Origin of the sequence: Leeuwenhoekiella aestuarii (genome assembly GCF_004104055.1) — a bacterium.
Lineage (GTDB): Bacteria > Bacteroidota > Bacteroidia > Flavobacteriales > Flavobacteriaceae > Leeuwenhoekiella > Leeuwenhoekiella aestuarii.
In genome coordinates this window covers 568223-582346 of the sequence record NZ_QOVJ01000001.1, presented here as the reverse complement: position 1 = coordinate 582346, position 14124 = coordinate 568223, and the positions used below count along the sequence as shown (strand labels likewise).

The 14124-nt window shown below is 39.3% G+C and carries 12 protein-coding genes; 3 read left to right on the top strand and 9 right to left on the bottom strand.

Annotation, left to right across the window (positions count from 1 at the left end; translation table 11 throughout):
• Positions 1–9 precede the first annotated feature (9 nt).
• From DSM03_RS02610 to DSM03_RS02600, 3 genes are all read right to left on the bottom strand, one after another.
• Positions 10–3024, bottom strand: a complete 3015-nt coding sequence (locus DSM03_RS02610) for a GEVED domain-containing protein (protein ID WP_128759436.1) — start codon at positions 3022–3024, stop codon at positions 10–12.
• A gap of 145 nt (positions 3025–3169) precedes the next feature.
• Positions 3170–4708, bottom strand: a complete 1539-nt coding sequence (locus DSM03_RS02605) for a glycine--tRNA ligase (RefSeq protein ID WP_128759435.1) — start codon at positions 4706–4708, stop codon at positions 3170–3172.
• Between the two features lie 144 nt (positions 4709–4852).
• Positions 4853–5734: a GAS domain-containing protein gene (locus DSM03_RS02600; protein ID WP_128759434.1), complete on the bottom strand. Its 882-nt coding sequence runs from the start codon at positions 5732–5734 to the stop codon at positions 4853–4855.
• A 53-nt stretch (positions 5735–5787) separates the two neighbouring features.
• Here DSM03_RS02600 and DSM03_RS02595 point away from each other — a divergent pair, with 53 nt between their 5' ends.
• Positions 5788–6465, top strand: coding sequence for a ComF family protein (locus tag DSM03_RS02595; RefSeq protein WP_128759433.1), 678 nt, complete (start codon positions 5788–5790; stop codon positions 6463–6465).
• Between the two features lie 89 nt (positions 6466–6554).
• Entirely contained in the window at positions 6555–8171 is a 1617-nt protein-coding gene (locus DSM03_RS02590) for an Ig-like domain-containing domain (protein ID WP_128759432.1), read from the top strand.
• Here the strand turns inward: DSM03_RS02590 and DSM03_RS02585 are convergent.
• The 6 genes from DSM03_RS02585 to DSM03_RS02560 all read right to left on the bottom strand — a co-directional run bounded on the left by DSM03_RS02585 (position 8152) and on the right by DSM03_RS02560 (position 12847).
• Positions 8152–8928 carry an amidohydrolase gene (locus DSM03_RS02585; RefSeq protein ID WP_128759431.1) on the bottom strand — a complete coding sequence of 259 codons (777 nt, stop codon included), beginning with the start codon at positions 8926–8928 and terminating at the stop codon, positions 8152–8154. The two genes, DSM03_RS02590 and DSM03_RS02585, sit on opposite strands and share 20 nt — an antisense overlap.
• 279 nt (positions 8929–9207) lie before the next feature.
• Positions 9208–9399: a cold-shock protein gene (locus DSM03_RS02580; protein ID WP_009781881.1), complete on the bottom strand. Its 192-nt coding sequence runs from the start codon at positions 9397–9399 to the stop codon at positions 9208–9210.
• A gap of 88 nt (positions 9400–9487) precedes the next feature.
• Positions 9488–9760, bottom strand: a complete 273-nt coding sequence (locus tag DSM03_RS02575) for a hypothetical protein (RefSeq protein WP_128759430.1) — start codon at positions 9758–9760, stop codon at positions 9488–9490.
• Positions 9761–9795: 35 nt separating this feature from the next.
• Positions 9796–10458, bottom strand: coding sequence for a hypothetical protein (locus tag DSM03_RS02570; RefSeq protein WP_128759429.1), 663 nt, complete (start codon positions 10456–10458; stop codon positions 9796–9798).
• Positions 10458–12248 (bottom strand): chloride channel protein, encoded by a 1791-nt coding sequence (locus DSM03_RS02565; protein ID WP_128759428.1) that lies wholly within the window; start codon positions 12246–12248, stop codon positions 10458–10460. The genes DSM03_RS02570 and DSM03_RS02565 overlap by 1 nt, the downstream gene beginning before the upstream one ends.
• A gap of 188 nt (positions 12249–12436) precedes the next feature.
• A complete protein-coding gene (locus DSM03_RS02560) occupies positions 12437–12847 on the bottom strand; it encodes a BrxA/BrxB family bacilliredoxin (RefSeq protein ID WP_128759427.1) in 411 nt (136 codons plus the stop codon).
• 423 nt (positions 12848–13270) lie between these two features.
• On the opposite strand from DSM03_RS02560, the gene DSM03_RS02555 reads away from it, so the two are divergent.
• A complete protein-coding gene (locus tag DSM03_RS02555) occupies positions 13271–14020 on the top strand; it encodes a TerB family tellurite resistance protein (protein WP_128759426.1) in 750 nt (249 codons plus the stop codon).
• Positions 14021–14124 lie beyond the last annotated feature (104 nt).

The window sequence follows — 14124 nt, the reverse complement described above, 5'->3', positions numbered from 1 at the left end:
TACGTTAGATTATTTGACTATTATTTTTTTGGATAGTCCGCCATCGCCGTTCCCTAATCTTACGATATAAACACCGTTTGAAGCGTACGACATATCCAGATCATAGACATAGCTTCCATATTCATTTTCGACCCAGTTTTCAGCTAATTTTTGACCTAGAATAGAATAAACAGTTACAGCCATTTTTTCGGTAGTTGTATTGGTGCTTAACGAGATTTGAAATTGATTTTTTTCAGGTTCAAGAACTACAAGTTCACTATCTGGGAAAATATTTTCTTCTACCGAAAGGCTGTTAAAAATACGTACGCTATAATCATTAGTACGGCCATAGGCTAACGTGCCACAGGAATCATTAAGGTCACCATCTTCGTTATTATCTTTGCCGCGTATGCGCATTCTGTAAGTGCCTAGTTCAACATTGTCTGGTAAATCGACTGTGAACACAGCATCTGTATCTGCTGTTTGTACTGTTCCGCTAGAAACGATTTCAGAAGCTTCAAAGCCACCATTGTTATTAAAGTCAATAAAGATCACATAGCCAGAATTTTGATAGCCCATTTGCAAAGTACCCATATAAGAGTCTTTTTGTACATTTAAGTTAAATGTAGTGTCAAGATCTGCACTATATCCTGTACTTGAACAGGCTGGTGTTACCAGAGTTCCCTCAAGGGTAAGTAAGGTAACTCCATCTCCAAAATCTTCGCAATTAGAAACCGGCTGGCAGTAATTGTTGGTTACAGTTTTGCTGACTTCATTATTAGTAGGATCACTATCTCCATTTAGATTGGTGCCTGCAACTATTTCATAAGAACCTATTTCAGAAAAATCTTCTGTGATACTAAAAGTAAAATTCTCTGAAGTTTGAGCTTCAATAGTGCGGTTATAGATTTCGATAACTTGTTCACCGCCATTTATACTGTAATAAACCGGGAAGTTATTCTGTGCATCCTGACCATAATTGGTTACGGTTACAGAAATTGAAATAGCAGAACCCAAACCAGAATCAGATTGTGGAGTGTCTATAGATGAAACACCAATATCATTTTGCCATAGATTTTGAACAATCACAGTCATCGCATCGTTAGAGGTATCCTCATCCCCATTGAGATGGGTACTTGCTGTGATCTCATATTCTTGCCCTATGGTTGATAAGTCTGCCGTTTGCGTAAACGTATAGGTGCCTGTCTCATTAAATGCAAGATTTCCGGTAAATGTTTCATTGACGGTGACTCCATTTAGGGTATAACTAACCGGAATCGCAGTTTGTGTTGAATTACCAGCATTTCTAATCGTAATTGTTATTGCTTCAGAATCGGTTAACGCGCCATCTTGAGGATTATCTATAGCGATCACCTGAACGTCATTAGCTTCATCTACTGCAAGTCTAAAAACACTTACAAGATCTTTACGACGGGTGTTGAAATACTCTGTGATAAACCAGAACGTCTCCTTATCTGAAGGATCAACGGTAAGGTGTGTGTAATCTGCATAGCGCTCTGAAGAACTTACACCGGTACTGGTGGCAATTAGTGCTTCGGGAATTGACATCTCTCCAGCTGTGTCATTATCATATCTTCCGGTAAAGTTGATGGTGACCGGCTGATTTTCACTTACGGTTGTGTATCCCATACCTATATTTCCAGACCCGTCCATAACCATACTTGCTGCAAACGCATTATTACCGGTAGGAGATACGTAGGTTCCTTCTTGAAAGATAGACCAGGGTTGGCCATCTGCTGTTTGACGTAATTCATACCAACGAATACCCGCTTGTTCTTCACCAACAGGAGCTACATTGACAACAAAGTTGAAAACTGCCGAGTTGTGATCATCAAATTTCCTAAACTGAGCCTGATTCATTACTGTCCCTTGCATGGCATCAATATCTGGTCCGGAAGGTTGTGGGAGATTCGAGAAGCTTCCTCCATCAAAAACACCATTAAAATCTGTTACCGTTAAAACTTCAGGTTGAGAAATTGAAGAATTGGTAGGTGTGTTCCAATCTACATCAACGGTCCATAATTTTAAGTGATCTTCGGCTACACCAGACCACGAGTCGTCTTGATAATACACAACAGTTGCTCCGCCAGTTGTAGGAGCATCGGGACTGCTAATGTTGAAAAATTGTGGACTGTAAAAGCCGTTAGTTTGCAGTGTAGGTAACGGAAAACCAATAAAGCCAACGTCAGTTAAACCCTGAAGCATTTTTTCACGCTCCATCACAAAGATCGCATTACCTGTTGCTTCACCACCGCTTAACCGGATGTTTGAGGTTATATAATAACCGTCTCTCCATACCGAATACTTAGGATAATCCGGGAAGGCACCGGTTTCAAAACCTGCAGTATAGATGTACCAGCCGTCATTTACAGGATCAGAACCTTGACAAATAGCAATGTTCAATCCATTTACAAACTCATTTTCATCAGTGCTTTCATCTTCATTTTCAAATTGGGTGATAATGAAGCGATCAGCAGGGGCATCATATAGAACGATAGGGTCTCCTGCGTTATTGTCGGCAAAAAGAGAGCCTAGACTTGCTTCTGGAGCAAGCTCGTTACCTGCTTTGTCAAAAATCTTAAATCCTGCGTTCCAGGCAGCAACATAATGATTGGGACCAACGGCTCCTGTAGGATCTGAAGGTGTAAAATTTGAGGTATTTGCCTCAAATACATTTATAGGCTCCAGATCAAATGATTTGCTTTCTGTTTTATCTTCTTGTTCCTTAATAAGTGGATCTCCGTTTTTGGGTAAACCTTTTCCCGGAACCACCTGATTTGCCTGACGTCTTTTAGGATTGATTTCTTGTGGCTCAATAGATTTGTCTGGTGATGTAAATGTTCCGTTTTGTATTTGAGAAGCTATACTGGGAACTTCACGAACAAATTTTATAGATCTTACAAAGGAAGGTTTTTCTTTTGTTTGGCCGATAGCCGTTTCTGGAATCAGAAAAAAACCAGCTATAAAAAAGAAAGTGGTTAGAACGATCGTATTCAGTTTCTTGCGGCTATAAAAATTTATCATTTGAACAGGTTGTAGTCTTTAAATGTACGAAAGAAACAAATAAAGAGCTTAAAAAAAGCTCCCATTGGGAGCTTTTTAATTATATAATAAATGGGATTATTCAGTACTTTTAATTTTGATGCCCAGATATTTGTGATGCATGAACCTAGTGTTTCATCCAGTGTTTAAAATCTATTTTTTGATGTAGAATGGTGCTGAGTTCAGAAATCTTAACACGTTTTTGTTCCATCGTGTCACGATCTCTGATTGTTACACACTCATCTTCTAAGGTATCGTGGTCTACTGTAATACAAAATGGAGTACCTGCAGCATCTTGACGTCTATATCGGCGACCTACAGCATCTTTCTCGTCATAAGCCACATTAAAGTCATACTTCAGATCATCAATGATTTTTTGAGCAACTTCTGGTAAACCGTCTTTTTTAACCAAGGGTAAAATCGCTGCTTTTACCGGAGCTAAAATAGCAGGTAGTTTTAAAACAGTACGTGTAGAACCATTCTCTAATTCTTCTTCTTCAAGAGATTGCGAGAATACGGCTAAGAACATGCGGTCAAGCCCTATTGAAGTCTCTACTACATAAGGCACATAACTTTCATTCAACTCATGATCGAAGAATTGTAATTTTTTACCAGAATGCGCTTCGTGCGCTTTAAGGTCAAAATCAGTACGGCTGTGAATTCCTTCTAATTCTTTAAAACCAAATGGAAAATTGAACTCAATATCAGCGGCAGCATTCGCGTAGTGTGCCAGTTTCTCGTGATCGTGAAAACGGTAATTTTCTTTACCTAGGCCTAACGATAGATGCCAGTTGAGGCGGGTTTCTTTCCAGTGCTCGTACCATTTTAATTCTTCTCCGGGACGTACAAAAAATTGCATTTCCATTTGTTCAAACTCACGCATTCTAAAGATAAACTGGCGTGCAACGATCTCGTTTCTAAACGCTTTACCGGTTTGCGCAATACCAAAAGGAATTTTCATCCTTCCTGTTTTTTGAACGTTTAGGAAGTTTACAAAAATACCTTGTGCCGTTTCAGGTCTCAAATATAAATCTGTTGCAGTCTCTGCAGAAGCTCCCAGTTTTGTCCCAAACATCAGGTTAAATTGACGCACATCTGTCCAATTTTTAGAACCGGTATCCGGGTCTGCGATGCCCAGTTCTTCGATCAATGCTTTTACATCTGCAAGATCTTCAGCCTCCAGAGAGCGGGCCATGCGTTTGAGCACAGTTTCCTGCTCTTCACGATAGCGAAGAACCCGTGGGTTTGTAGTTACAAACTCTTCTTCATTGAATGCATCACCAAAACGTTTTTTTGCCTTTGCAATTTCTTTCTCTGCTTTTTGATTCAGCTTTTCTGCATAATCTTCAATAAGCACGTCTGCGCGGTAACGTTTTTTTGAATCTTTATTGTCAATAAGCGGGTCGTTAAAAGCATCTACGTGTCCAGAAGCCTTCCACGTAGTGGGATGCATAAAAATAGAAGCGTCTAGCCCTACGATATTTTCGTGCATTTGCACCATACTTTTCCACCAGTAATCACGTATGTTTTTCTTAAGTTCTGCCCCGTTTTGACCGTAGTCATAAACAGCGCTCAAGCCGTCATAAATCTCGCTACTCCCAAAGATGTAACCGTATTCTTTTGCGTGTGATATTACCTTTTTAAAATGATCTTCCTGTTGTGCCATTTGGTATGTTGCTTTTGTGTTTGGTATAGGTTGTTTCTCTACGAAGAAACAAGGCGGTAAAAATAAAAAAACCGCAGCAATGCAGCGGTTTTTTTATAGGTTGATTTTTAAGAAGATAATCAGACGTTATTTTGTGATTGTTGCTTATTCTAATTCTATAACGCTATTGCTCAGCAGACGGTCATTTTCAAAAAGATTGATGCGGTAAATTCCCGGTTTAAATTCTTCTGCCATGGGGTTGATCCACACGCACGAATTAATTTCTTCGTTTTGATAATTGATTTGCTGATACGCGCTATAAATCAAAATATTCTCGCCGAAGGCTAAAGAAACATGCTCACCCATCACGTTATTCTTAGGATTTATAACCTGAATGTAAAAATCGTGAACTCCGGGTTTTGCAAGTGTATTCTTATTTACGGTATAACAAATTTCAATTTTATCAATACGACTTGCGCGGTCGTTAGGCACTGTCTTGCCACTACGGCGTAAGATCACACCGCTGGTTTTAAATTTGCTTACATTGAGTTGTGCACCTTTTGCCAGATTGTCTTGAAGCGCTTCATTTTGTTGCTTAAGTGAATCTCGTTGTACAACGGTTTCATCAAAAGCTGCTTCTGCAGTGGTTTTTTGAGAAACGAGTAAAGCGTTTTCCAGCAACAAACTGTCTGCTTTTTTACGAAGCGCATCCCGCTCATCTCGTAAAACAGCCAGTTCTCTGCGATAATTTTGCAAAGTGGTTTGCGTAGAATTTGAATTCTCTAGACGAACGAGTAGGTTTTGAATGCGAGACCGGGCTTGTTTGAGCTCTGTAGTAAGCAGTTTATTACTTTCTATTTCTGAATTGTAATTGGTCAAAAGTGCGCTCAATTCCTCTTTAAGCAATTCTTTTTCTTCAGATAAGGCGACCTTACTTGCACTGAGTTCATGATAAAATTTATAGGTGTAGCCACCCAGACCGAGCAGTAGTAGAAATAATATACCGATAAGAATCTTTAAAGCATTGTTATTGCGAGTTGCGCTCATGCAGCCTATTTTGATATCTTAGTGCGAAAGTTATAATTTTTAATCAAATTGAGGTGAAGTCTTTACTTAAACTCTTCTATCCTGATCAATGTAGCGCCTGTTCTCAGCTTTTAAGTTTGGGTGAAAACCTCATTTGCACCTCGTGTAGACACGCACTACCAGTTACTCATTTGAATACTACAACGTACAACCCTATCAAAAAATTATTGAGAGGGCGTACTACTTTAGAATTAGCGACAGCACTCTTTTATTTTGACAAGAAAACACGCGTGCAACAACTTATACATAATTTAAAATACCGCGGTCAGGAACGCTTGAGTGCTTTTTTTGGAAACTGGCTGGGTACAGAGTTAATAGAAATAGAAGCTTACCAACACATAGATTGCATAGTGCCTGTGCCGTTACATAACAGAAGATTGAAAGAACGCGGGTATAATCAAGTTGCAGGTTTTGGGAAAGCGATCGCAAAGGCATTAGAAAAGCCATATTGTGACACCGTTTTATACCGAAAAAAAGCAACACGTACTCAGGTTTTTCTCAATAGAGGTCTACGTTCTACTGAAGTTATCGACTCGTTTGATGTACTTGAAACAGAAAGTCTGGCAGGAAAACACATTTTGCTTGTTGATGATCTGATAACAACCGGCGGAACTGTTGAAGGCTGTGCCATTGCACTTCAAAAAATACCGGGAATCAAACTAAGTGTTGCTGTTATGGCAATAGCAGATTGATTGTAACGTTTAAAAACCGCAGCTTTCTCGCTTCTTAGAAACTAGTATCTGCAGCTAATCTTTAAAAATAATTGTTACTTTGCGCTGTTATGCTAAAAAAGGAATTACAACTAGTTTTGGTGGCAGTTTTACTGCTCTTTGTGGTACAATGTGCTAAAAGAGGTACACCTACGGGCGGACCTAAAGATGAGACGGCTCCGGTTTTGGTACGTGCAGATCCACCTAATAATACAACCAACTTTAACGGTAAGGAGATTCGTATTTATTTTGATGAATACATCAAACTCAAAGACCTTAGTAAGAATTTGATCATTTCTCCACCTATGGATCCTAAAGCGCAGATCTCACCTCAGGGTGGTGCCTCACGGTATATAGATATTCAGATCACAGATACACTAGAGCCTAATACGACCTATGTTTTTAATTTTGGTGAAAGCGTTACCGATAACAACGAGGGCAATCCGTTTTCTTTTTTTAAATATGTGTTTTCTACAGGTGATTATATAGATTCGTTGACGGTGACCGGTGTGATTAGAGATGCAATTCTGAGAGAACCTGATAATTATGTAACGGTAATGCTGTATGAAGCAGATTCTACCTATCGCGATTCTGTAGTTTATAAAGAGGTGCCCCGTTATGTGACCAATACCTTAGACAGTTCTGTGGTTTTTGAACTCACTAATGTAAAAGCAGGTCGGTATAAGCTGGTGGCGATGAAAGATGATGCGAGTAACTACACCTTTCAACCCGATAAAGATAAAATCGCTTTTTACGACACCTTTATTGATGTGCCCACAGATTCTGTGTATGTGTTGCGTCTTTTTAATGAAGAGTTAGCACCTAAACCCGGCAGGCCCAAACAAGGTGCTGCTCAACGAATCGCTATTCCTTATGTAGGAAACCCAGATAGTATTGCTGTTGAATTGATAAGCGCAAAACCCGAGGGCTTTGAAAAATTGATTACGCGTAAAATGGGTCAGGATTCTTTGCAATATTGGTACAAACCCCAAACTGAAACAGACTCCCTTGTTTTTAGAACGGTAGCCAATCAAACGATCGATACAGCTTTTGTGCGTAAACGAAAGCTAAAAGCAGATTCTTTGCAAATACAGCCGGTTTCTAGTGCATTGATTTTAGAAGAGCCTTTTGTACTCAATACTACGATTCCGATTATGGCTGTTGACACTTCAAAAATTATGATCAGTAGAAAAGATTCAACTTTAGTGGAAGATTTTAAGGTTAATCTATACCCCAAAAGACTTCAGCTTGATTTGCGTTTTGAAACGGCAGAGAATGAGTCCTACAAAATACAAATGCTCCCGGAAGCTTTAACTGATTTTTACGGGACTAAAAACGATACGATAAACGTTACAGCTTCTACAAAAGCATATGGAGATTATGGGGAATATGACCTCACCTTACAAGGTGCTGCAGATGTGCAACACATCGTACAATTAGTTACTGAAAAAGGAGATGTAAAGCGAGAACTTATTGGTGAGCCTGGTGTAACATTTTTTCAGTTTAACCGAATTGAGCCGGGTAAATATTATGCACGTGTAATTGTAGATCTTAACCAAAATGGTAAATACGACAGCGGTAACTTTTTAAAACAAATACAACCTGAGGAAGTCCTGTATTATCCTGATTTGCTAGACTTAAGATCGGGTTGGTACCCTAAAAACACCTTTATTCTAAATCAAGAGTAAAATCATCCCGATCTGCCAGAAAGTTAAGTTGGTTGCGCGTTTCATCTAAATGTGCTTTGTCTAAAGTAGCGTAGATCGTGGTTTCTTTTTCTTTTGCGAAAGCTAAAGTAGCGCCTAAGCTATCGTAGATGCCGCTATAACCATTATATTCATAGTTGTTGCCATCTAATCCCATTCGGTTGACACCGATGCAGTAGCACATATTTTCAATAGCACGGGCTTTTAGCAGTGTATCCCAGGCAAAAACACGCTTTTTAGGCCAGTTTGCCACATAAATTACCGCATCATAGTCGTTTGTGTTGCGCGCAAAAACTGGAAATCGTAGATCGTAGCAGACTTGTAATAAGATTTTCCAACCTTTGTAGTTTGCAAATACTTGCTGAGTACCATTCTTATAGATTTTGTTTTCTCCTGCAAGGGTAAACGTATGTCGTTTGTCATAAGCGGTTACAGAACCCTCAGGAGTGACAAAATAAAAGCGGTTGTAGTGTAAATCATTTTCTTTGACCATTAAGCTCCCTGCAATAGCGCTCTTGAGCTCAGCGGCTTTGGTTCTCATCCAATTAAGCGTTTCGCCTGCGTCTGCTATACCGTCTGGGTTCATACTGAACCCGGTCGCAAACATCTCAGGAAGTATGATAAGCTCAACTTCTTTTTTGATTGCTGCTAGCTTTTCATCAAAGTAAGCCCGATTGGCAGCCGGATCTTCCCAGAATAAATTGGCTTGTATAGCGGCTATTTCTAATGTTTGTGACATATCAATACGATCTTAGAGCAAGTTTAAATGATATTTACACTCAGTTATCGCGTAAAATTACAAAATAGAATTGCAGCTGTATCATTGCGTTAGAAATTGCATATAGTGAAAACTCTGAACGGTATAATAAATCGTATGAGATATTGTAACGGAAAGCCCTGCATAGCCGTGTCAACGTGCAGGGATAATGCCCTGATATTTAAAATCAGGACACAAAAAACCCTGCTTAACTCGTTAAACAGGGTTGGAATCTTAAATATACTTATATATATCTTAGGGTTATAGTACGCGTACCTGCGCAGCTACCATACCTTTTCTTCCTTCTTCTTCGATGTACTCTACTTGGTCACCTTCTTCTAATACTTCACCGTTAAGACCGGTTGCGTGAACGAAGATGTCCTTTCCTGTGTCATCGTTAGTAATGAATCCGTAACCTTTTGATTCATTGAAAAATTTAACTGTACCTTTCATTATAAAATTGTAAAAAAATTAATATTGATACAAAACTACGTGTTTAAACAACATGAAGGTTACCTTAACGTAAATAATTTTATAAAAGTTATTGATTTTCAGAATTTTTACGGGATTCTTTACTGTTGTTGAACGCTCTCATTTTCCTGATGTTATCCTCGTCAAGCATGTAATCTTTTACTTTTCGGTCCTTCCAGCGGTGGTATAAAAACATAGGCATAAGGATGAACGCAACCGCAAGAATAGTGAGTCCTAAAAAACGATCTCCGGTGAGTGTATCTTCAGTAAAATAGCGTAAATAAAAGCCGTAGCCCAGTGTAAGGCAAAGTATGCAAAAGAGTATGAGTATCGCGTTACGCATAGATGAGATTCTAGATTGAAAATTTATTATTAAAATTAAGGTTTTTTACAGAAACAATATTCAATGCTAAGTCCTAAGCCAATGGTGCTGTTCATTTCTGAAGGACTGCGCACACTGGTGTTTTCAAATGATAACTGATCAAAACCAGACTTGATGTCCATCAAAGTGTAAACAAGATATACCGAAGCGAGAAAGCGCTGGTTGCTGTCCATATAAAGTTCAATTCCTGCAGCCAGATCTAAATAAGAATAAAATTCACTAAGAGATGTACGTTCTTGTAACTGCAACGCTGCAGGGTTGTTTTCGGTTTTAAAATACGAACTTTTAAAAGTTACATTCCCCAGACTGTATTCCGGCCAAATAAACAACCAAACTTCTTCTGGTTTGGTGAGGCGTATTTTTGCGCCTAAAGTCAAAAAGTTGCCGTTGTAGTTAGTGCGTACAAGTTCTTGCCCATCATTTTCTAAAAAGCTGACATTGTCGCTGGGGCTACCGGTAGCAAATTTAAACCCGATCTTTGGAGAAATCCAGTAGTTAGAAAGCAAACTAAAGCCTAAACCAAAATCTGCAAAGCCATTATCTTCAAAACCAGTATGCCTAAAGCCGTTTACTTTGCCATAGACTGCAGGTTCAAGCTTTTGACCAAAACCATAAATACCTGAGAATAGAAAAATGAGTAAAAGAGATAGTTTTTTCATTATTTCCTGGAAAAACTAACCAACATACGTCTGTAAGCGGTAAGTAATTTAGATTTTGAAATAAAGCCGTGGTATTTTCCGTCTTTAATAACGGGAAGATTCCACGCGCCACTTTCCTGAAATTTACGCATGACTACTTTGGCAGGGTCTGACTCCAGATAAATATACTCAGGAGCCGCATGCATTAAACTGTCTACAGTAATCGTATCGTAAAGTGAAGAGTCAAACATAATTTCTCTGATGTCATCTAGCGTGATGACCCCTACGAGTTCATCTTCTTTATTGACTACGGGGAAAAGGTTTCGGGTAGACTTTGCCACAGCTTTCTGAACCATTTCGCCTAAAGTCATATCAGGTCTCACTCTGATGAAGTTAGATTCTATGATGTGATTTACATTCAGCAGCGTAAGTACCGCTTGATCTTTATCATGGGTGATGAGTTCGCCCTTAACAGCAAGCTCCATCCCGTATACAGAATGCGGTAGAAAATATTTATTAATACCATAAGCAATTGCAGCTGTAATCATCAACGGAATAAACAATCCGTACCCACCTGTAATTTCCGCAATAAGAAATATCGCAGTAAGCGGAGCATGTAAAACCCCGGCAAGTAAACCGGTCATACCTACCAGTGTAAAATTGGTTTCAGAAATATGAACCCCGTTTATACCCAGGTTGTTGATGACTTTAGCAATACAGTTACCCATCACGCTACCCATAAACAATACCGGTGCAAAAATACCTCCGATACCACCACCCGCAAAAGTGATCGCTGAAGCAATGACTTTAAACAAAACGAGACCGGCCAATAAGGCGATTACAACCCAGATATTGTCTAAATATTCACTGAAAAAAGTAGCGCCTAATGCATTTACAGCATGCCCGTCTAAAAGTTTGTTAATCGTATCAAAACCTTCACCATACAGCGGCGGTATTAAAAATAAGAGTAATCCTAAAGAGCCACCGGCAACTAGCAAACGGATAGTGGCAGAATCCCAACGGGTATAAATTTTTTGAGTAGCAAAATAGGCTTTACTGAAATAAACCGAAGTGAAACCAGCAACCAGTCCCAGGATCATGTAGTAAGGGAAGTCTGCAATCGTAAAGGCATCTTTGAGCTCAAAAGGTAAAATAGTGTCTGAACCAAAGAAAAAGTAAGACGTAAGGATCGCAGAAAGTGATGCCAAGAGTAGGGGCATTAAAGAAAGCAAGGTAAGATCAAGGCTAAACACCTCAACTGCAAAAATAATGGCAGCGATGGGAGCCTTAAAAATACAAGACATTGCACCTGCAGCAGCACAACCTAGCAGTAAGGTACGGTGTGCCTGATCCATATGAAAGATGCGGGACAGATAAGAACTAATACCGGCTCCGGTAACCACTGTAGGACTCTCCAATCCCACCGAACCTCCAAAACCTACTGTTAAGGGTGCCGTGATGAGTGAGGCATAGACCTGATAGTTGCGTAAAATACCTTTGCGTTTTGCAATGGCACGTAAGGTCATAGGAACCCCGTGACTCAGCGGATTACGAATGATAAACTTTACGATAAGAACTGTTAATGCCAGACCTACAATGGGAAACAAAAAGTAAAAACCATACCGGTAATTCTCAACGAGTTTCCCCTCTAACAAATTCTGAATGATGTGGGTGATGTTTTTGATCAATACAGCTCCTAACCCCGCAAGGAGACCTGTGATCACACTTAAAAAATAAACAAAGGTGGTCTTTGAGATATGCTTATAGCGCCAGGCGTGAAAGCGATGTAAAAGGGGTTTTTTACCAGGCATTTTAATCGTGTTTTGAGGCGCAAAAGTAAGAGGTATAAATCAAAATATCATATAATTAGCAGTATTTATGAAAACAAAAAAATCCCTGCGTAAAAGGCAGGGATATAATCGTTTACTCAAGTATAGAGTCTAAAATAATATCAGATTTAAAGCGGAGTCTTGTAGACTCGCCATAAATCATTTAATGATTAGCAATACTCGTTAAAAGCATCAATAAGATTGTCTGAGATAAGCTCTGCAGGACGTCCTTCAATATGATGGCGTTCTAACATATGTACGAGTTCCCCATCTTTAAATAAAGCCATAGAAGGCGAAGAGGGAGGAAACGGTACCATAAAATTACGAGCAAGATCTGTAGCCTCACGGTCTACTCCTGCAAATACGGTAAATAAATTATCTGGAGTTTTTGCATTTTGTAAAGCCATACGCGCTCCCGGTCTGGCATTTGCAGCTGCACAACCACAAACAGAATTTACAACAACAAGGGTTGTTCCTTCTTTTTTCATAGCTGCCTGCACATCATCTGTAGTATGTAATTCTGTGAAACCTACAGAAGTAAGGTCTTCACGCATAGGTTTTACTAATTCTGCTGGATACATAAGTTTTCTTTTTTAGCCATTTTATGGCGTTTAACAATTCGAGATTGGCTCTGAAACTAAAATTTAAGTTCAATCAAGCCTTCTGTTAAGTTCGTAAGGCTTTGGTTTACAAACTTACAAAATAATAGTCGGGTACTTTTTATAAACCCTACAGTCTCTCGCTAAAAAAGTATAGGTTTAAAGCGCATCCCAATGAGTCAGGCTTTCAGCTAAGGCTTTTTACCTTTATGCAATTTGCTAAAAGGGTAAATTATTCAGAAAACAGAAGTAAACTGACGCACAAGGCTTAAATCCTTTGCGTATACGCAAAACAGTAACATTTTGTCAGATTTACAGACTCACATCTTGTAAAGGCTTTATTTTTGCTGCGCAATTAAAAGCATGTATAACGGTTTTGACCGAAAACACGATAAAAAAGATTAAATGGTAAGATGGATAGGAGCCATTATTGGCCTGGTTTTTCGCGGCTGGATGGGCGGAATTGCAGGTTATGTAATTGGGATGCTCATAGATAATTTATTTTTCAATAAGAATACCGGCACAACTTCAGGCAGAAGCAGCGCTCCTTTTGGTAGCCAGGAACAAACCGTAACTCCCGGGGATTTTGAACTCAATTTGCTTTCGCTGTGCTCTATTGTTATAAAAGCAGATGGACAGGTAAGTCAGCGTGAAATGGACTATGTGCGTCAATATTTTGTGCAGGCTTATGGTAAAGAACGGGCTAATGCAACGTTTAGAACATTTAACGAGGTGGTCAAAAAGCGCGAAATTAATGCCCAGCGTATTTGTTCTTATTTAACCCAGCGTACACGCAGAGAAGTACGTTTACAAATTGTGCATTTCTTGTTTGGGATTGCTCAGGCAGATGGTACGGTTTCTACATCAGAGGTTAATCAAATCTCTCAAATTGCCGGATATCTGGGATTGAGCAGAGGGGAGTTTGAAAGCCTTAAAGCGATGTTCTTTAAAAATGCAGACAGCGCCTATAAAATCCTGGAAGTTGAAAAAACCGCAACCGATGCTGAGGTTAAGAAAGCGTATAGAGCGATGGCAAAAAAATACCACCCTGATAAACTACAACATATGGATGAAGCCTATCGTGCCGGTGCAGAAGAAAAGTTTAGAAATGTGCAGGACGCATATGAGACGATTCAGAAAGAACGGGGTATTTAACGCTACTACTTCAATAGTCAGGCTGATCTCAATCTCAAGTCAAACTTGAGGGTTTTTAGGTATTTAAAGTAATAAAACGGCTCAGGTCTTACCCTATTTGCTTT

Coding starts and splice junctions, on each gene's coding strand:
- DSM03_RS02610 (WP_128759436.1), bottom strand. CDS start 3,024: ATGATAAATTTTTATAGCCGCAAGAAACTGAATACGATCGTTCTAACC.
- DSM03_RS02605 (WP_128759435.1), bottom strand. CDS start 4,708: ATGGCACAACAGGAAGATCATTTTAAAAAGGTAATATCACACGCAAAA.
- DSM03_RS02600 (WP_128759434.1), bottom strand. CDS start 5,734: ATGAGCGCAACTCGCAATAACAATGCTTTAAAGATTCTTATCGGTATA.
- DSM03_RS02590 (WP_128759432.1), top strand. CDS start 6,555: ATGCTAAAAAAGGAATTACAACTAGTTTTGGTGGCAGTTTTACTGCTC.
- DSM03_RS02585 (WP_128759431.1), bottom strand. CDS start 8,928: ATGTCACAAACATTAGAAATAGCCGCTATACAAGCCAATTTATTCTGG.
- DSM03_RS02580 (WP_009781881.1), bottom strand. CDS start 9,399: ATGAAAGGTACAGTTAAATTTTTCAATGAATCAAAAGGTTACGGATTC.
- DSM03_RS02575 (WP_128759430.1), bottom strand. CDS start 9,760: ATGCGTAACGCGATACTCATACTCTTTTGCATACTTTGCCTTACACTG.
- DSM03_RS02570 (WP_128759429.1), bottom strand. CDS start 10,458: ATGAAAAAACTATCTCTTTTACTCATTTTTCTATTCTCAGGTATTTAT.
- DSM03_RS02565 (WP_128759428.1), bottom strand. CDS start 12,248: ATGCCTGGTAAAAAACCCCTTTTACATCGCTTTCACGCCTGGCGCTAT.
- DSM03_RS02560 (WP_128759427.1), bottom strand. CDS start 12,847: ATGTATCCAGCAGAATTAGTAAAACCTATGCGTGAAGACCTTACTTCT.
- DSM03_RS02555 (WP_128759426.1), top strand. CDS start 13,271: ATGGTAAGATGGATAGGAGCCATTATTGGCCTGGTTTTTCGCGGCTGG.